Raw genomic sequence first — 20,170 nt, 5'->3', positions numbered from 1 at the left:
ATACCCCCTTTTATAAATTTATGCACATGAAGTTAATAAATTATATAATAAGCTCATCGAGGAATAAAAATTTTCATGCTATAATAATCTAAATCTTTCAGGCATTAATCACAAAGAATAAATTTTTACTAATACTTTTACCAATACTAAAATATTTAATCGTTCGCGTAATAATAAAGACTCACAGAGAAAAATTTTTTTGCAGAGTGAAAATATTAAAATTTTTTACTGCTATGCACAATAAAAGCCTCATACACGAAATAAATCATGCACGAGGCTTCTTTCTTTCACGTAATAATAAATTTATTTGCGGGTAAATAATTTAATCACTATTGGCCACAATGCAACTGTATAGAAAAATTCAATAAAACCTATCGCAAAGTGTCCCCAGTGTGAACCGAGCGCACCATATAACGGCACTGTAATAAAACTATATACGCTGCAAATGCTCATCCTGATAAAATAAAGCGGTATAAATCCAATAAACGCAACTAACAGACCAACGAAATTAAAGCCTGTCGAGTCAAATTTTACAAACGTTTTCTCAATGAACCGCCCGACAACAAAGCCCGCAAGCATTCCATTAGCTAAAAATGTGTCATTCATCATTTTTGCAGGATCAACTAATAATTTGCCGTCAACGTAATCCATCGGATAAGACTTGTGAGTAATATAATACACAGAAGCAAAGCTCAATATAAGACCGATCAGCAGGAAAATATTTTCTCTCTCAGGGTGTGCACTGCAATAAGCAATAATTTTTGCAGCTACCCAGACCGAACAAAGGCCGCAGACTGTCCCGACTACTACATCTTGAGGCGTATGAACTCCCAGATAAATGCGCGATAAAGCCGTTGCAAGAATTACAAGCACTAAGAAACATGAAAATATTGCGGCACTCTTACGGCATAATACAGCGAGTCCCCCGTAAATAGGCGATGACTGCATTGTGTGGCCGCTCGGAAATGAATAACCGCCCGCAGTCTTCATTGTTATTTCACCGCCCGCAGGAATGATTCGCGAATCCCTTATCCACGGACGATATGCACAGACCGTTAATTTTATAAGACCGTTAATAAACCAGCTCGTGCAGTATGACACATAGAGAAATAATCCGTTCTTCTTGTTAATGCACCAGTAAACTAAAACAGGGATCATTACAACCCATGAGACCGCAAAAAATGAAAACACTGTGATGAAATCAATTAATGCATCACTATTGATTACGTTTCTCAAGTCTTGCAGCCATAATAAACAAGTAATATCCATAAATAAAGCTCCTTAACTATAAATATATTGCGAGAAAATATTTTATCACAAAGAAAACAGCCAGAGAGTTAAACTTTTCTCCCTGACTGCGAAATTATTATTTCATGTTCGGTTATTGCTTTAACAGTAAGTCTAACAATATCGAGGCCGCAACATTGAAGTTGGCATTATTAGGAGAGGTGAAATTAAGAGCTCCTGCTATTGCTGCCCGGTTTAATTGTCCTGCGCTTATTGTCAAGATAAATTCATTATTGCCCTCTGTACCGAGCCACATATAATCACCGAGTTTTTCAACAGTTACAATTTTATTCTCAAATATAACTGAGCTCTTGTCCGTACCATGATATGCAGGTATCTCAACATCTGCAGAGGCAGAAAAAGCAAATGTTTGTGTCGTTAGATCAGCACTCGTAAATCGTACTTCAAAATTAGTCAGCCTTACTTGATGAGCATTGGGGCTTGCATTAGTAATCTGCAAAATATTCCCGTCCGGTAAAACAGCTACACCGCCGGCCTGTGTAACATCCCATGAAGTATTGTTAAATGCTGTCAAGTCAATTGTCGTGCTGCTCTCAGTTATTTTATTGAGATAGAAGACCGTATAAAGCTTTGTTATTGCCGTACTACTTCCGCTGTCAGCAAATAAAATCATTCGCGCAGTTGATTCACTCTCTAGGATAAATACTCCTTTGAGATCAGAGTCTCCGCTCTCAAAACTGAATCTGTAATAATTGCCGAAAATATTATCAACATTTATAGATTCCTTTGTAAGAGTTACGGGCAGCATATACCCATTATCAACCCATTCACGTGAAGCAAGATCAAAGCTCGATAATCCCATAGTGCCAAAGCCGGAAACTGTAGCATCTGTGCTGTCTCCGTTAAATGCTAATGACGCAAAAGTCTTATAATTTATTCCGGGATAAATCATTTGTGATGACGAGCTGCCGATGATTGCAAAACCGCCGGATTTAGCGTCTAAAGGTGTAGTCTGCCACGTGCTTGTCTTCATGATAGAGTCAAAATCGAGTTTCTCATTAGGCCGGATTTTACTGGCTGCAGCATCAATGCTCACTGTTAAGCCGAGATCAAAATCAAAGCTGCCGTTAATATTTATTTTATCGGGATCGCTGGTATTTCTCGTGACTGTAAATGAACCGTGCGGAGACGTTACAATATATTCGTCTTCTGCAGCACCTGCGTCAACAGAAACACTTTCATTATCGAATACTACAGGGATCAGGAATAAATCACTGCTTAATACCGTGAACGCCGAGAATTTAGCCGTGCCTGCTTCAATGTCAACTGACGAGAAATATGCGCCGAAAGTCGATAATGTTACTTCGTCAGCCCAACCGGGACTCGTAATAAATACTTTTGCGTCAGAACTCGTGCTAGTCCATGCACCGCTGAAGAAACCGTTTTCCATATTGCCGACAAGTTTTATAAACGCTGCACAACTGACATAATAATTCGTATTTGGAAGCTCGAAATTAACTGCGATTATCGCTAAATCCCCGCTGATAAATGTCATTGTGAAGTCTCCGTATGATGCCATACCGTACCAAGTGTTATAGCCTAATTCCATTACTTCATCTATAGCAAGGTCAATACTCATTGTCTTGAGTTCGGTCGATTCGCTCGTGTAATAGTTGACCATAACTTTAAGATCTAACGAGGTGCTATCAGCGTCATAATTAGCAAATATAATTTCGATTTTGTCAATATCGATCGGAGCAGTCTCTTCACCCGTTGAAGTGTCAAGAATTTTTACTGTTGCTGAAGCGGTGCTTGTTGTATCCCAAATTGTGCCGTCCTGGCTTGCTACAGTGTATATGCTATCCTCCGGCTTTTTCTCTAGTGCGTGAACTGTGCGAATCTCCGTGTATGATGAGTCCTCGCCGTAATTAATATAGCTGCTGATTAAATATGCCCGCTTCTCGTTATCGTCAATCATGAGAACAGCTTTTGAATCCGTGAAATCAGAATTATAATCTTCCGAGTCGTAATCGTCGTATACAATCTTATAGATATTCCCGAAAAGACGTGTGATTTCTACGTATTCATCGTTAAATATGAGCATTACGGGATCTTCAGTCTCGTTTGTATCTGCCCATTCATTATCATTGCTAAGGAAGGCAAATAACGACGTGTTAGTTACTTCTGATGTTTCACTCGCAAAATCTGTGTAATCGAATCTAAGATTTGTGAATACTGCATCAATAGGAGTCATTCCATCCATAAGCAGGGCTTCTGCAGTATCTCCGCTCACGAAAACAAATCCGCCGCCGGTAAATGTTCCCTCAGTTACTGGAGTCTGCCATGTTCCGTCAATAAGTGCGTTCATTTTCTCGTTTGTCGGTGTAGTGTCCGTAACTTTTGAGAGCGTTACATCAAGATATGACCAATAATTACCATCGCCGACTAAATCAACAAATCCCGATAATCTAATTTTAGGCGTTGAAGTTGAGTTATCGAGTTCCAGTGTATAAGCAAAATCAAGAGGTGTATTAGATATGTACCATGTGTTATTATTTAATACTGATTCTGCAACGTCTACGCTTACAGGATCAAGAATGAAAGGAAGAACAACGCGCTCACCGGAAATAACCGCAACAGCCTCGAAATATGCTGTGCCGCCTATTGTTCCTACGTCAACTGATGAGAATTTCGCCGCAAACTCCCTGAAAATTAATTCAACCGGTGTGTTGTATATGTCAGCTGATACAAAATTTTTTGCGCTCGTGTCCATTCTCCAGCCGCCCGCAAGAACTGTGTTAAGATCAACAGAAGTACTTCCGGGAGTTGATGAACTGCCGCCGCAGCCTCCGCTAATAACTGCAATAAATAATAATGCAGCAACAGAACAGAAAGCTAATAACTTACGATTAAATGACTTCATGAAAATTTAAGCCTCTTTCTTAGTATTTGATAAAATCTTGTAAATCATGATTCGGGATTATAGCACAAAAAAAGCCGGAGAGATAAAACTTTCTCCCCGACTTTAAATTATTGCTTTAACTCCAAATCAAGCAAGATAGAAGCTATAATATTGTAATCAGCATTATTCGGTGATGTGAAGTTAAGATTTCCCGCCAAAGCTGCACGGTTTTGATATGCTGCGCTCATTGTTACGAGAAATTCACTATTGCCTGAGATTCCGTACCATGTATAGGCACCGAGTTTTTCAATGCTGACAGTTTTCTCCGGAATTGCGACCTGATGATTTGTTATGTTTCCAGATGTATTTATATCAGCAGAAGCAGTAACTGTAAAGCCAACCGTTTTTGCTGTCTCGTCAGCGTCAGTAAATTTCACTGTAAAATCTTTCAGTCTTACTTGATAAATATCGGGGCTTGCATTAGTAATCTGCAAAATATTCCCGTCCGGTAAAAGAGTTAAACCGCCGGCCTGCGTAACGTCCCATGAAGTATTGTCAAAGCCTGTTAAATCAATTTCTGTGCTTTCCGTTACTTTATGGAGATAGAACACTGAATAAAGATTTGTGATTACATCTGCATTGGCTCCGTTTGTAGCAAACATAATCATGTACGCTGTTGATTCACTCTCAAGAATAAATACGCCCTTAATATCAGCATCGCCGCTGATAAATTCGAATCTGTAGAAATTGCCGAAGACCTGCGAGACATCAACACTTTCTTTAATTATCGTTACAGGCAGCGTTAAACCGTTATCAACAAAATTTCCTGTCCCGAAATCTAAACTTGTCAAGCCCATAGTGCCGAAGCCCGATATTGTACCGCTCGTTTTATCTCCGTCAAAAACTATATTTGCAAAAGTTTTATTATTTACTCCGGGATACATCATCTTATATGAAGAAATGCCGATTATTGCAAATCCGCCCGAACGATTATCAAACGGTATGCTCTGCCACGTGCTTTGGTTCATGATTGAGTCAAAATCTAATTCCTGCGATGTTTGGCCGGGTATGACTCTGGAGGCTGCAGCGTCAATTGAAACTGTTATACCAACGTCTGATTGCGTGAAAGCTCCGTTAATATCTAATTTGTTAGGATCTCCGGGATATGCTGTAACTGTCAATGAAACGCGGGGAGACGTTAAAGTAAATTCGCCCGATTCAGCACCTTCATCAACACTCACTGCAATATTATCAAATACAACGGGAATAAGGAATAAATCACTGCTTAAGACTACGACAGCCGATAACGAAGCAGAACCTGAATCAAAGTCGACTGAAGTAATATTTACGCCGAAATTCAAAAGCGTTGTATTATATGTCGCAGTGCCCTGAGTTATAGAAATATCTGCATCAGAACTCCAGCATGTCCAAGCACCTGCGAAGAAAATATTTTCAATATCGCCTAATTGAGACATAAGCGCAATAATTGATATTTCTTTGCCGTTACGTATTAAATTCGCTGTAATGAGAGCATAATTATTATTTAATACAGTGATTATAAAGCTGGAGTCTCCGCCGTCGTCAGCGTACCAAGAATTATAGCCGATACGTTCGATATTCTTTACGGTAATATCCAAGCTGAGTAATTTTGCTTCTGACGCAGTACCTGCAGGTTCAAGCTCGTAATATTCGCCTAATATAACAGTTCCGAAAGTTTTATTTGCAACATCAGCAGACTCAGACGGGAATAAAAGCGAAAGTTCATTAAATCTTATTTCTGCCGGACGTGTTGAAGTTGAGTCTCTGATTTCCCCGACCGCTAAATTTAATGAGTGCCAAACTGTTCCGATCTGCTGCGTTAAATCAAATGAACTCTGACTCATATCGGGCTTTTTCTCAAGTGCTAATACTGTGCGGGTCTCTGTAAAAGTAGTATCGCTTGTAGGAATTATTATCCAGTTTATAAAATATGCATGAGTACCATCAGAATCGACCAAGAAATATGATTTATTGTCTGAACTAATCTCGATCTTATACATGTTGTCATAAAGTGCTGTAATTTTTGCTCCTGAGTAATCAACATTCATAACCGGATTTACAGGGCCTGTAAAATCGCCGCTTGTTGTCAGAGTCCCTACTGCTATTTGAGTCGTAATAACCGTAGAATTTGCTGCTGTATTAGTGTTCTCAAACGTTACATTTGCAAACGCTGTATCAATCTCGCGCATTCCTTCAATTAACGGCATATCTGAAGGACGTTCGGGAGGTTCGGGCAAATCGTCTTCAAATTCGGGTTCCGGCATGTCATCGCTAACGAAAACAAATCCGCCGTTGACCATTCCGTTTAATGGTATGGGAGTCTGCCATGTGCCGTTGATTATCGCGTTCATCTGCTCATTTGTCTTGCTTGAAGCGGTGCTGAACTTCTTAAAATCTATCGCGACAAAAGCTCTGTGATCGCCGAAAAGATTTACATTAGCTAAGAGGGTTAATACAGGGTCTGACTCAGTGCCGCTAATCTCGAACATGTAATTATTTCCATAAGCTTCCATACTGAATACATTATCAGCTAAATTTTTTGTGGCTGCTTTTACCTCGTCGAAGGCTATCGGAATTAAAACGCGGTCGCTCGAAAAAATTGCAACAGTGTCAAAATATAATTCTCCGGAACTGCTTTCAATGTCAACGCTCTGGAAACGAAGAACAAAATCTTTTATCGCCAAATTAACTTCGCTGCCGTTAATGTCGGCTGACACATAATTATTTGCGCTGGTATCAATACGCCATACGCCTGAAAGAGTGCTGTCAACATCAATAATAGGATCAGGAGAACTTGATGGAGTGCTAGGACTGCCGCCGCAGCCTCCGCTCATAACTGCAATAAATAATAATGCAGCTACAGAACAGAAAGCTAATAACTTACGATTAAATGACTTCATGAAAAAATTTAAACCTCTTTCTTGATATTGATAAAATCTTGTAAATCATGATTCGGAATTATAGCACAAAAAAATTACATTTCCGCTATACATTCAATCTCGCATAACGCACCTTTTGGAATATCACGAACTGCAACACATGAGCGCGCAGGTTTGGACGTGAAAAATTTTGCGTAGACCTCGTTAAATGCTGCGAAATCTTTTATATCCGCAAGAAAACACGTTGTCTTGATGACCTTGTCAAAACTTGAGCCGGCAGCCTTGAGTAACTCGCCGACATTTTTACAGCTCTGCTCGGCCTGTGCTGTGATTCCTTCGGGGATCTCACCTGTTGCAGGATTGACCGGAATTTGTCCCGACGTGAAAATTAATCCGTTCGCGATAAATCCTTGTGAATACGGCCCGATTGCTGCGGGTGCTTTGTCAGTGCTAAAAACTTTCATATTATAATAGCCTCCTTTAATAGCTTGGGTACAAACCGTCCCAGACAATTTTACGATAATTTAATTTATCCGTGTCGCCTTCTGTTGAGATACAGAAAATTTTTGAGTCATGAGTAATATTAAACTCTTCGCGCAGATAATCAAGACTTTCATTTTGCATTAACTCGCATACAAACCCGAATGAACTTGCACCGCTCTCACCGGAAATAATTTTTGAGTCATTCTCTAATGGGTTGCCTAAGATTCTCATACCTTTTGCAGCTATGTAGTCAGGCATTGAGATAAAATTTTCTGCTGTCGACCTCAACAAATCCCACGCAATAGAACATACTTCACCGCAGGCAAGTCCAGCCATTATCGTGTTCATTGAGCCTGAAACTTTGTGTAATTTTCCGTCATTGGCTCGTGCTGTGCGATAAATGCAATCGGCTTTGTTTGACTCAATTATTGTAATTACGGGCTTGTTAGTGCGATAAAAATTTGCGTAGAAACCTGCAAGAGCTGCAGCCATTGAACCGACTCCGGCCTGCAAAAATATGTGTGTTGGCGTAATATTATTTAATTGCTCGACCGACTCTAATGCCATCGTCAAATATCCCTGCATGACCCAGCCCGGAATTTTTTCGTAATCGGGGAGAGTCGTATCTTGAACGAGGACGTAATTATTTTTTCTTGCGGTCTCGGCGGCGAATCTAACTGTGTCATCATAATTTAAATTTGTAATTTCTGCCGTTGCTCCTAGTGCGCGAATATTATTTAATCTCTCCTGCACTGTACCATGAGGCATGTAAATAACTGCTTTGTGTCCGAGCTGTTGTGCTGCCCATGCTACTCCGCGTCCGTGATTGCCGTCTGTTGCTGTAATAAAAGTTATCTCACCGGTTTTAGATTTTATTTCGGGGCTTATTATGCGTGAAAATGTAAGTTCGCTTATATCAACATTAATTTTTTCTGCGATATAACGTCCGAGCGCGTAACTTCCTCCGAGTGCCTTAAAAGCGTTCAGGCCAAATCTAAAACTTTCATCTTTGACGTATAAACCTGAGAGATTAAAATTTTTTGCGAGCGAATCAAGTTTTATTAACGGCGTGGGCTTGTAGGTCGGGAATGTTGCGTGATAATTACGGGTAATTTTTGCGTTCTCAAGCGTGAAAATATTATCTTGCATGGGGTCTAATTTTCTGCGTACAAATTTTATAGATTCGTTCATATTATAATTATGCCTCCTTTGCTAATTCTTGAATCACGTCGAATAAAACATTTGTGCACGAGATTAAATCTTTCTCACTAGTAAATTCTCGCGGGTTGTGGCTGATTCCGTCTTTGCTGGGAGCGAAAATCATAGCTGTAGGACACATTAACGCCATATTTTGAGCGTCTTGGCCTGCTCCCGAAGTAATGCGCCTGCACTTGAGATTATATTTTGCTGAAAATTTTTCTACAAGTCCTACAATTTTAGAATCAAATATAACCGGTTTGAAGCGTGATAATCTCTCAACAGAAATTTTGACTCGGTCGGTTTTCTCTAGCTGCGATATGAAATTTGCAAGTTTATTTTCTGACTCGCATAATAAATTTTCGTCAGGGTTTCGCAAATCTGCCGTTAATATAGCTTTTGACGGGATAACATTTATTGCGTTAGGCTGAAATTCTATGCATCCTGCAGTAGCGAGGGTATTATTTTCGCAAAGTGTGCGCATGAACGTAATAATTTTTGCGGCGGCGAGTCCTGCGTCTTGACGGTATAAAATCGGCGTTGTTCCTGCGTGATTCTGGACTCCTTCTATGATAATTTTCTGCCACGAGATACCCTGTAAATTTTCAACTGCTCCGATGTCATAATTTTGAGAGTCTAAAATCGGCCCTTGTTCGATATGAAGTTCAATAAATGCATGAGGCTTTATGCACCCCGGCTCTGATGTGCCTAAATAATTTATGCGCGCTAACTCTTCACCTAAAATTGTTTTGTCAACGCCGATAATTTTATGAGCTTGTTCGGGAGTCATTCCTCCTGCATAGACGAGAGATCCAAGCATGTCGGGTGAATATCTGACTCCTTCTTCATTAGTGAAGGCCGCAGCAGCAAGAGGGCGGGGAAAAATTTTATTTGACTCCTTCAGCGTTTGAATCACTTCGAGACCTGCAAGAACCCCGTAACAGCCGTCAAATTGTCCTGCGTTTATGACTGTGTCGATGTGAGAACCTGTCATTACAGCGGGTTTATTCTTGTTTGAGTCATTTTCCCAGAGTGCGATAATATTTCCGATTTTGTCAATTATGATTCTGAGTCCGGCTTCTCTCATCCATTGGACTAATTTATCACGCGCTAATTTGTCAGAGTCATCGAGTGCTAGGCGTGTGCGTCTGCCTTGAGAGTCAATGCCGATTTTGCCGAGCTCGTTAATGTGATTGATTAAGCGTTTTGCGTTGATTGCTGTCAAAAAAATTTTCACTCCTTATGTATGATTATAACTATTTATGCTAAATTTTTTATTCGTTATAATGCTCCCTCAACTTAGCAGCTACAAAATCAGGCACAAGATCCGGAACACTCCCGCCGAAATGAAAGACTTCGCGCACACTTGAACTCGACACATACGAATATTTCGGGTCAGTAACGATAAAAAATGTCTCAATTTCCGGAGCTAACTGACGGTTCATTAATGCCATTTGGAACTCGTATTCAAAATCTGACATCGCACGGAGTCCCCGAATAATTACACCTGCATTAACTTGCTTTACATAATCGACAAGAAGACCGTTAAAGCTGCTTACTCGAATATTTTTCACGTGCTTTAATGACTCCTGCACCATCTCGCAGCGTTCTTTAACAGTAAATGCGGCGTTTTTGCGTTCGTTTACTAGGACGCTTACAATTACTTCATCAAAAATTGCGGCGGCTCTCTCTGCTATATAAATATGTCCGTTCGTTATGGGATCAAATGAACCCGGGTAAACTGCTTTTATCTTCACGATTTATGCTCCCTGCCGAGTTTTTGTTTATTATATGCGCTTTAATTCTCGCGGGTCAAATATTATTTTTCCATAAATTATATAAGTCTGCACAAGAGAAATTATTTCAGTTACCGGTAATGCCCATATCAACCCATACGCGCCCCAGAAATAATTAAACGCGAACAACATCGGCACATAAATTAAACACTGGCGGCAGACACTCAATATAAACGAAGCCCGGCCCGCTCCCATTGCTTGTAATGCGTTAATAAATATAAAGAATATCCCGAACGCTAATACAGTTGTTAATAAAATTCTCACGAAATCTACAGAATAATTAAAGGCTTCAGGCTCATTCAGAAATATACTTACAAGTTCAGGCGTAAACACAAAACAGCTGGCCATTAATAATAGACTCATTATAATAGTGAACTTCAGCGCAAATTTTAACATGGCTCTATATTTTTCCCACGTCTCAGCACCCACGCAATAACCTAATAACGGCTGCACACCCTGTCCCGAACCCATTGCAATTAATCCCGCAATTTGATTTATTTTCATTGCTATACCAGTTGCAGCAAGCGCCATATCTCCGTAAACTGACATCATAGAACTTAGCACCATTTGAGAGAAACTCATTAATAACGGATCCAAACACGCCGGAATCCCGATAAAAAATACTCCTGAAGCTACACCGTTTTTTGCGCGAAAATTTTTTACGTGAATCCTCAATGACGAACGCCCGAATATAAAATATCCCAGATAATAAAGCGAGCCGATTATTATACTTGCTGTCGTTGCGATTGCTGCTCCAGTTATGCCCCAGCCGAAATATAATATCATAATAGGATCTAACACTACATTTAACATATTTCCAAAAATTTGGCCGACCATTGCTGCCGACGCGTGATTTTCTGCGCGCATGATTCCTCCGCTGGTCATACTGAATATCACGAACGGCCCGGAAGCTATTACTATCGACAAATAATTATACGCAAATGAAAATGTGTCAGGGCTTGCACCAATTAAGCGCAAAATTTTCTCGATAAAGCACATGAATATTACCGCAAGAAGAAAACCGGCAGCTATTCCCGTCCAGACGCAGAAAGACGCAATATTATCCGCGCGTTCATTATCTCCCGCACCCCTTGCGCGTGAAATACATGACATCGAACCTGCCATGAAAATTATTCCCATCGCTATTAACACAAAGAAAACCGGCCCCGCAATCGAGACAGCCGCAATTTGTAACGGGTCATTTGTCTGCGCAATAAAAAAAGTGTCCGCCAAATTATAAATTAATATCATTATCTCGACGACTATTGCCGGAATAATATTCGAGATTACTTCTTTTGCTAGTGATTTAGTCTGCAAGATTATAATTTTCCCTTCTCAAGTTATCAGCAGGCTATTATAACAGACTCATGAACGTTAAAGCCGTCTCGCCGTATTCTCGCGTTGAAATAATTTGTAAATTGCAGGGATTATGAGTCAACGTAATTTTTTCCCTAGTTGAATGCTCGATTATGAAAATAGACTCTTTCGCGAAAATTTTATCAAGATTTGCTAACGTAGGCAGAACCTCGCACCAGTCAGAATTATACGGAGGATCCGCGAATATAATATCAAATTTCATTTCACGTTTTGTAAGCCACGACAAAGCCCGACGAACTTCAAGCGACAGGACAAGAGAGTCAGATTTTTTCTTGATTGAGTCAGCACGAGCCTTCACGCCTTCGACAAATACGCATGACTCTGCACCGCGTTTAAGTGCTTCAAGTCCTATACTGCCAGTCCCGGCAAATAAATCAAGAAATTTAGACTCCCTGACTCTTTCGCCGAGAATGCTGAATAACGCAAGCAAAACTTTATTTGATGTTGGCCTAACATCTTTCATCGCGATAAAGCCCCTCTCCGTGCGTGGGATACATTATAAACGGGTGGGTGAGTGGGAACTACTCATCACTCGCGGGGGACCAATTAACTGCATATTATCGCCTCTAATGTTCATGACAGCAATAATTTTTTCGCGGCATCATCGAGTGCAGCCCTCACCGCCGGAGTCAAAAACGCGTCCGCAGTCTTATCGAGTCTTACAAGTGAACAGCCTTCATCTTTGTGCGAAATATTGATATAAAATTTTTGCTCGAACTCGTCATCACTGGTCAGAGTCTCAAGCAGCCAGCTTTTAGAATCCGTGAAATTCCGCCCAAACCGCCAGAAAATTTTTTTGCCACTGTCTTTGCCGGTTATATTGCGCAATTTCTCTAAATCTTGACTCGTTATAAATTTTTCTATTCTTATGTGCATTTCTTGTGTGTTGACCTGCCTTATAGTTGTAAATGCTCTTGTCTTGACAAATTCCAGCCGGAAAATATTTTTGCCCTCTTCAAGCCATTTTCGCTCGTATTTGGTCGTAATTTCGCGCGACGGGTTAATTTCAAAGCTGACATTTTCTAACGCCTCATGAGATCCCAGAACGCTTTTAACTTCGTGTGAGTACTCTTCATCATCAGAGACAAATTCAAATTTTCCGCCTATCTTGAGAACAGCCGCGAGTCCGTCAGCAAAACATTTCGCCGTTACTCTTCTATGAGCGTTTGCGTTGCCTGACCATGGACAAGGGAACTGCATAATAATTTTATCGAGCGACTCATCACAAAATAATTCTTTGAGCATGTAACGAGCGTCAGTGTTCATGATTCGCAAATTTTTCAAGCCATAAGCACGCCTCGCACACCTTAAGACGCACGCTTGAGATATTTCTATGCCGTAAAATAAAATTTCCGGGTGTTTTCTCGCATATTGTACGGTAAATTCTCCGTTGCCAAAGCCGATTTCTAATTCTGTATGACTCTTGACGGGAAGTGCAAAGCCGCTTTCAGGATAAATTATCACTCCATATTGCGGCCTCGCATTTGTTGTCGCGCTTAATATGTCCATGTAAAATCGGGTAATCCTTCTGCTAAGACTCGTGATTTAACGTCGTTGGTAATTTTTTCGAGAGCTTCATTATTTCGTCCCTCGCACCTTACAACAATAACAGGTTGAGTGTTCGAGCCTCTGATTAACCCCCAGCCGTCCGGATAAAGTATTCTCACGCCGTCAATAGTGCTGCATTGATAATCTTTCTGCGCTTTTTCCTGAATGCGTGCAATGACTTCAAATTTTGTGCTGTCGTCGCAGGGGATTCTCATTTCCTCCGTTGATGGGTAAACAGGAAATGAGAGCATTAAACGCGATAAAGATTTTTCCTCGTCCGACATGATCCGCAATAAACGCCCGGCCGAATAAAACGCGTCATCATGGCCGAAAAATTCATCAGCGAAAAACATATGTCCGGAATATTCACCGGCGAAGAGTGCTCCTGTCTCGCGCATTTTTGCTTTAATGAGTGAATGTCCCGACTTCCAGTATAAAACTTTTCCGCCGTTTTTCTCCGCTGTCTCAGGTAAAACCATGCTGCATTTAGGCTCAACGAGTACGACTGCGCCGGGGTTATTGCGTAAAATTTCCTGCCAGTAAAGACACATGAGTCTATCGCAAAATATAATATTTCCCTTGTCATCAATTACGCCGATTCTGTCTGCGTCGCCGTCAAAGCCAAAGCCTATATCAGCAGACTCAGATTTTACGCGGTCGATTAAAATTTTCAGATTCTCACTTTTTTGCGGGTCTGGGTGGTGATTCGGGAAATGTCCATCAGGAGTGTCAAATAATGAAATTACTTCACAGCCGAGTCCCTCGAAAAATTTTCTAGCTGTCGGCCCTGCTGCACCGTTTCCGCAATCGAGAACGACTTTAAATTTTTTGTTGAACGGGAGAATAAATTTTGACAGCAGCATGTTTACATAATCGTCATCAATATTTGCGTGAGTTAATTTGCCGCTTCCTGACTCAAAATTTCCTGACTGTGCGATTTTGCCGATATTTTTTACTTCGTCGCCGTATAAAGTCCCGTGCTCAAAGCATAATTTTAAGCCGTTCATGTCGGGGGGATTGTGAGAACCTGTTATCATGACTCCGCCTTTGACTCCGAATTTTATCAAGCTCCAATAAAGCATGGGAGTCGTAACGAGTCCGACATCAATAACATCAAGTCCGCACGATAATAACCCGTTAATTAGCGCGTCTTTGATTCTCGGAGTAGAGAGTCTAGCGTCGCCGCCTACTGTAACAGCACCGTTAACGCCCGAACGAATCAGCCACGAACCGTAAGCCCGCCCGATAGCGTTCACTGTTTCATCTGTTAAATCTTTGTCCGCTTGTCCGCGTATGTCATATTCGCGAAAAATATTTAATGGTATATTTGTCATCATAGCTAGAATTATAGAATAAAAACGGTAATATTTCAGCAGTTATAATGAAATAATTTAATTTATCCTGACGCATAAAATTTGTAGTTCCCACCCGCCCGCCCAATATAATTTACTCTCCGCACATGCAGAAATTTACGCGCCGTAAACCAAATTCGGCAGCCATAATACCGCTTCAGGAAAAAATATCATGAACACTACTACGAGAATTACAGCCAAATAAAACGCTATCCCATATTTAAAAGTTTCTTGAATCGAGCAGCCCATTATATCGCTCACTGCATATAATCCAGTCCCGACCGGCGGAGTCATTACTCCAAATGTTACTGTCGTCATCATAATCATTCCGAAGACAACCGGATCTACCCCGACCCTTTGCATGACAGGCAGCAAAATCGGCGTGAGAATCAATGCTATTACTGTCGTCTCCATAAAGCACCCGCACAATAGCAAAAATAACACAACAAGAAATAATAACAACGTAGAATTATTCGTAACTGACACTAAAGCCGACGCAATCGCAGTTGTCAAATTATCGAATACTATTCCATAACCGAACACTCCGGAAAAACATAAAATTATAGTAATAACCGTAATATCTTTGACGGAATCTTTTAGAGTCTGAATCAATACCGGCCAAGTTAATTCACGATAAATTACTGTCCCTACAAAAATTGCATATGCACACGCAAACGCACCTGACTCAGACGGACTCATAATTCCGAATCTAATCAGCACAATCAATAAAACCGGAAATAATAACGCCCATATCGACGCAACAACTTCACGCAGAATTTCACGCAATGATGCCGGCTTCTCGTGTTCAGGCTTGTATCCTAATTTTCGCGCTGATAAACTCGTAGCAATCATTAATAGAGTCATCATTAAGAGTCCCGGTACCCAGCCAGCCATGAATAAACGTCCGATTGAGACCTCACCGACTGTCCCGTAAATTATTAATCCCATTGACGGAGGAATCGTCGCAACAATCAACCCCGACAAACCATTAACAGCAGCTGCCCAGCCTCTTGCATAACCGAGTCTAAGCATTTCAGGACCTAAAATTCTCGTCTCCATCGCAGCATCAGCAACCGCAGAACCAGAAACTCCGCCCATTAAAGTAGAAAGCACGCACGAAACTTGTCCGATATTCCCGTACATATGACCCGTTAAAACATTTGCGAGTCTCATTAATCGCCGTGTGATTCCTGTAGCGTTCATTAGATTCCCTGCAAGAATAAATAACGGTATTGCTAACATCGTAAAACTTTGAGTCGTCGAGATAGATTTTTGCACAAGTATACTCATGGGAAGAGATTTCATGATGAAAAACGCAAATCCTGATATACCTATTGCAAAGGCGACGGGCATTCCGAGAACTAAGAAAACTAGAAATATAATTATTGCAGTACCCATTTATTTTTTCCCCCATTCAGATAACGGCGTTTTTATTGACGCGACGAGATTTATAGCTGTATTTATGAACATTAAGCAGGCTCCGACGGGAACACATGACGTAACCCACGCATAAGAAATATTCAATGTCGTAATCATTCGGCGCGAATAACCTTTTGCATATTGATAGCCGTAAATTACTAATGCAGCAAGAAAAATTAATATTACAATCTTGAACGCTATATCCAAAAATTTTTGCAGCCATTTCGGGAACATCTTTACAAATAAATCAACACCTATTAATCCCGTTGTGCGAATCGCAATATCTCCGCCGAGAAAACACATCCACGCAAACATAACAAGTGCCGCATCTTGTGCCCAGTTAATCGGATAGCCAAATGTACGAGATAAAGCCGCCGCAAATACTAATAAAGTTATACCGGCAAGCAGTAATAACGCAAGCCATTGTTCAAGATCGCAAAATTTTTCGTATAAATATTTCATGTAAATTAATTCACTCCTTCAACAAACAAAAAAAGCGGGGATTAATGCGTCTCCCCGCCGTAAATTGCAAAAATTATAGTCCTGCTTCCGCGTAAATTGCCTTGCGTAACTCAGTCCAGCCGAGTTCATCATATGCAGAGGCCGCCGCCTTCTTGAATAATTCTTTATCGACGTGAGTTATTGTCATTCCGTGATCGATTAAAATTTTCTCAAGATCTGCCTGTGCTGCTTCGATCTCGCGTGCATTCTTGACTCCGTTGTTGTAGCAGGCTTCAAGAATTATTTGCTTGTACTCGTCCGGTAACTGTGAGAACCATGCTTCACCGCAAATTAAGCAGTTGAATAAATTTATATGCTCGGTCTTAGCTACGTATTTGCAGACTTCATAAATGTGAGTCGACACAGCTGAAGTATATTGCACTTCACAAGCATCAATCATCTTTGTTTGAATCGCATTATAGACTTCTGACCACGCAATATTATAAGGAGTTGCGCCCATTGCCTTTATTGAGGCGTTATAGGGTGCTGCGCTGGGTGTACGTGTTACAACGCCTTTGAGGTCGGCAGGAGTATTTACTTCTTTGTTCTGCATGAAACTTCTTGCGCCGTCATAATAATTGAAGCAAAGAACGCGAATCCCCTGATTGACTAATTCATCAGTCCATTTCTTGAAAGTTGCTGTGTTGATGACCTTCAAGCCCGCGTCATAATTATCAACGAAATAAGCCATGTTAAATATTCCGATGTCCTTAACGTAATTTGACATTCTGCCTGCGTCGCTTAATACTGCGATTCCGATTCCTGCGATGGCCTGATCGATCATATCTTCTTCGCCGCCTAATTGCGATGAGGGATAAATTGTAACTTTTACGCCGCCTTTAGTCTTCTCGTTGATTTCGTCAGCTGCTGCCTTCAAACCTGCGTAAATCATTGACGTTTCTGTCTGAGTTGTCGAGATTCTTAGCTCGAAGGTCTGTGCTGCAAAACCTGCCGCGCAAATTGTGAGAGTCATAACAAGTGCGATAAATGCTGCAAAAAATTTTTTCATGAGAATAAATCCTCCTGTCTAAATAATAAATTTCGTGAAAATATTTTATCGTAAAATTTTCGTTGATGTCTATGCAGAAATGCTTGACTTTGTGTGAATGAAATTTTTCGCCGTTAATAAAAATTTTTTCTTTGCGAGTCATTGTGAATGCGTGAATAAATTAAAATTTTTGTAGTTGTAAATGTAGTTGTAAAAATATTTTCTTGCTCGTGAAATAAATTAATTGAAAAGTTTTACGCGATTATTATATTTCATGAATCAGCAAATGTAAATTATAGTCAATATACTTCAATAGCAGTAAAAATTTTTTGTGTTCGTACAGCAAATTATAAGCTGGTCAGGCCGACTCTAATGTGATAAAATTTTTTTCACGGGTAATTTGCAATTAGCTAAAGTTCAGTAATATTATTTATGGCAAAATCAGCAGAATTACTCACAATTTTAACGCTAAAGGAGTAGACAACTGTAATGAAAGCCGCTAAAATCAGTTATCAGTTATCAGTTATCAGTTATCAGTAAAATCTTGTCTTAATTCCCCTGCAAATAAAATAAATTCTTCGTTCACTAATTGTTTGCGATTCATGGAGGTTGCAGCATGATTACGCAAATAAGACGTGCGCTCGTAAAAATTTTTCTCGGCAATAATTATTTTCTCCGCAGCATAATCCTTCGTGAGTACAAGAAACGCAATTTTTTCAAGGCCGCCGCAATGACGATTTTGACTGCACCTTTTAGAAGTGTCATAAAACCGGGCTGGAATCCGCGAACAAAGGAATCAATTTATTCAATAAACCAAAATTTTTATAGCGAACTTCATGAATTATTACACATTGCGAAGACCGAAAATTTTAATCTCGTCAGAATTGGCCGCGATAATGACGGAGGTTATATAATGCTCGATGACTTCAAGCCGGGCGGGATTGCTTATTCATTCGGGATAAGTAATGATGTCTCGTTCGATAAAGATTTAGCGTCAAAGGGTTATGATGTCTTCATGTACGATCACACGATAGAAAAATTGCCCGAAGAAAATAATAAATTTCACTTTTTCAGGCAGGGAATAGCAGACGGCCATACTCAAGACGAAAATTTAAAGACTCTCGAACATTTCATCAAACAAAATAATCACGAGAACAAACGCGATATGATTCTAAAAATGGATGTCACGGGAGCTGAATGGGGATTCCTTGAGAGCGTAAAACCTGAGACTCTTGCGCAATTTAGCCAGCTTACATTTGAATTTCACGACATGAGTAACACGTCAAAGCACGAAAAAATTTTAGCAGCCCTCCGAAAAATTAACGCGACTCATCAGCTTATACACCTTCACGCAAATAATAACGGATTTTATATTTCAATTGGAGATAAAAATTTTCCTGACGTTATCGAGCTTACTTATGTTTTGCGCGATAAATATAAATTTGCCAGCAATTATGACGTGAATCTGCCTCTAAATCTCGATATGCTTAACAATACAGATTATCCTGAAATAATATTAGGCCGCTGGAATGAAAATATCAATTTCGACGACAAAATCAAAATAGTTATTCCATATATAGACGAGCAAATTTTGTAGAATAGTGTATTATGTAACAAGAAATTTTTTAGGGGGTAAAATTTTTTGTGAGCATAGTACGCAAAAAAATTCGGAATACAGTTTATGTCTATGATGTCAAATCATTTCGCGACAAAACCGGCAGAGTCCGCACAAAATGGAAGATTCTCGGCAAAGAAGGCCCCGACGGTGTATTAATCGCGTCAAAGAAAAGAATCAAGCGAAAAAATTACCCGGACAAAATAAAAAAAGTCCGGACAATTATAGATACTTTTTTGCTTGAAAATATCGAAGCTGAGTTAGAGAAAGCAGGCGAATCTTTATGAGAGTCTTAATTACCGGCAAAAATAGTTATACCGGCACAAATTTAGCAAATTATCTCGCAGGCACTCACAAAATAAAAACTATAAGTCTTCGCGGGGAATCTTGGCAAAATGAGAGCTTCACAAAGTTTGATACAATTTTTCACGTCGCCGGGATTGCTCATGACTCAGCAGAAAAAATTTCTGACAGCCAAAGATATTTATACGACGAAATAAATACGACTCTGGCATATAACACAGCAATAAAGGCCAAGCACGACGGAGTCAAGCAATTTATTTATATGAGCTCAATAATAATTTACGGGGAATCAGCTCCCATAGGCCGCGAAAAAATTATCACGAGAGAAACACAGCCGAATCCATCAAGCTATTACGGTGAGAGCAAATTAAACGGTGAAAATTTATTAAACACTTTGGACGACGAAAATTTTAGAGTCTGTATATTGCGTTGTCCGATGATTTACGGCAAAAATTGCAGGGGTAATTATCCGGTTTTAGCAAGGCTCGCGAAAAAATTGCCGTTCTTCCCGAAAATTAATAAT

The 20,170-nt window shown here is 40.1% G+C and carries 17 protein-coding genes; 3 read left to right on the top strand and 14 right to left on the bottom strand.

The window, feature by feature from the left end; translation table 11 throughout:
• Positions 1-303 precede the first annotated feature (303 nt).
• The 14 genes from IJT21_09880 to IJT21_09815 all read right to left on the bottom strand — a co-directional run bounded on the left by IJT21_09880 (position 304) and on the right by IJT21_09815 (position 17,750).
• Positions 304-1,269, bottom strand: a complete 966-nt coding sequence (locus IJT21_09880) for a phosphatase PAP2 family protein (GenBank protein MBQ7578558.1) — start codon at positions 1,267-1,269, stop codon at positions 304-306.
• A 112-nt stretch (positions 1,270-1,381) separates the two neighbouring features.
• A complete protein-coding gene (locus IJT21_09875; GenBank protein ID MBQ7578557.1) occupies positions 1,382-4,171 on the bottom strand; it encodes a hypothetical protein in 2,790 nt (929 codons plus the stop codon).
• A 107-nt stretch (positions 4,172-4,278) separates the two neighbouring features.
• Entirely contained in the window at positions 4,279-7,089 is a 2,811-nt protein-coding gene (locus IJT21_09870; GenBank protein ID MBQ7578556.1) for a hypothetical protein, read from the bottom strand.
• Positions 7,090-7,163: 74 nt separating this feature from the next.
• Complete coding sequence (locus IJT21_09865) at positions 7,164-7,532, bottom strand: RidA family protein (GenBank protein MBQ7578555.1); 369 nt, start codon at positions 7,530-7,532, stop codon at positions 7,164-7,166.
• A gap of 16 nt (positions 7,533-7,548) precedes the next feature.
• Positions 7,549-8,742, bottom strand: coding sequence for a diaminopropionate ammonia-lyase (gene dpaL / locus IJT21_09860; protein ID MBQ7578554.1), 1,194 nt, complete (start codon positions 8,740-8,742; stop codon positions 7,549-7,551).
• Between the two features lie 7 nt (positions 8,743-8,749).
• Positions 8,750-9,973 carry a Zn-dependent hydrolase gene (locus IJT21_09855; GenBank protein MBQ7578553.1) on the bottom strand — a complete coding sequence of 408 codons (1,224 nt, stop codon included), beginning with the start codon at positions 9,971-9,973 and terminating at the stop codon, positions 8,750-8,752.
• A 49-nt stretch (positions 9,974-10,022) separates the two neighbouring features.
• Positions 10,023-10,505: a pantetheine-phosphate adenylyltransferase gene (gene coaD / locus IJT21_09850; protein MBQ7578552.1), complete on the bottom strand. Its 483-nt coding sequence runs from the start codon at positions 10,503-10,505 to the stop codon at positions 10,023-10,025.
• A 30-nt stretch (positions 10,506-10,535) separates the two neighbouring features.
• Positions 10,536-11,861 (bottom strand): MATE family efflux transporter, encoded by a 1,326-nt coding sequence (locus IJT21_09845; protein ID MBQ7578551.1) that lies wholly within the window; start codon positions 11,859-11,861, stop codon positions 10,536-10,538.
• Positions 11,862-11,898: 37 nt separating this feature from the next.
• A complete protein-coding gene (gene rsmD, locus IJT21_09840; GenBank protein ID MBQ7578550.1) occupies positions 11,899-12,384 on the bottom strand; it encodes a 16S rRNA (guanine(966)-N(2))-methyltransferase RsmD in 486 nt (161 codons plus the stop codon).
• Positions 12,385-12,494: 110 nt separating this feature from the next.
• Positions 12,495-13,430, bottom strand: a complete 936-nt coding sequence (gene trmB / locus IJT21_09835; GenBank protein ID MBQ7578549.1) for a tRNA (guanosine(46)-N7)-methyltransferase TrmB — start codon at positions 13,428-13,430, stop codon at positions 12,495-12,497.
• Positions 13,418-14,803: a phosphomannomutase/phosphoglucomutase gene (locus IJT21_09830; protein MBQ7578548.1), complete on the bottom strand. Its 1,386-nt coding sequence runs from the start codon at positions 14,801-14,803 to the stop codon at positions 13,418-13,420. Before IJT21_09830 ends, trmB begins: the two co-directional genes overlap by 13 nt.
• A gap of 135 nt (positions 14,804-14,938) precedes the next feature.
• Positions 14,939-16,219 carry a TRAP transporter large permease gene (locus tag IJT21_09825; GenBank protein MBQ7578547.1) on the bottom strand — a complete coding sequence of 427 codons (1,281 nt, stop codon included), beginning with the start codon at positions 16,217-16,219 and terminating at the stop codon, positions 14,939-14,941.
• Positions 16,220-16,702 carry a TRAP transporter small permease gene (locus IJT21_09820; GenBank protein MBQ7578546.1) on the bottom strand — a complete coding sequence of 161 codons (483 nt, stop codon included), beginning with the start codon at positions 16,700-16,702 and terminating at the stop codon, positions 16,220-16,222. It abuts the gene before it with no gap.
• 73 nt (positions 16,703-16,775) lie between these two features.
• Positions 16,776-17,750, bottom strand: coding sequence for a C4-dicarboxylate TRAP transporter substrate-binding protein (locus IJT21_09815; GenBank protein MBQ7578545.1), 975 nt, complete (start codon positions 17,748-17,750; stop codon positions 16,776-16,778).
• Between the two features lie 595 nt (positions 17,751-18,345).
• Between IJT21_09815 and IJT21_09810 the strand changes: the two genes are divergently transcribed.
• The 3 genes from IJT21_09810 to IJT21_09800 all read left to right on the top strand — a co-directional run.
• Positions 18,346-19,326 carry an FkbM family methyltransferase gene (locus IJT21_09810; GenBank protein ID MBQ7578544.1) on the top strand — a complete coding sequence of 327 codons (981 nt, stop codon included), beginning with the start codon at positions 18,346-18,348 and terminating at the stop codon, positions 19,324-19,326.
• A gap of 47 nt (positions 19,327-19,373) precedes the next feature.
• Positions 19,374-19,631, top strand: coding sequence for a hypothetical protein (locus tag IJT21_09805; GenBank protein ID MBQ7578543.1), 258 nt, complete (start codon positions 19,374-19,376; stop codon positions 19,629-19,631).
• Positions 19,628-20,170 (top strand): NAD-dependent epimerase/dehydratase family protein (locus tag IJT21_09800; protein MBQ7578542.1); only part of this gene is annotated, 543 nt, incomplete at its 3' end. The genes IJT21_09805 and IJT21_09800, both read left to right, overlap by 4 nt.

It is taken from the genome of Synergistaceae bacterium, assembly GCA_017443945.1.
Taxonomy (GTDB): Bacteria; Synergistota; Synergistia; order Synergistales; family Aminobacteriaceae; genus JAFUXM01.
The sequence above is the reverse complement of the archived record's forward strand: the minus strand, read 5'-3'. Positions and strand labels throughout refer to the sequence as shown.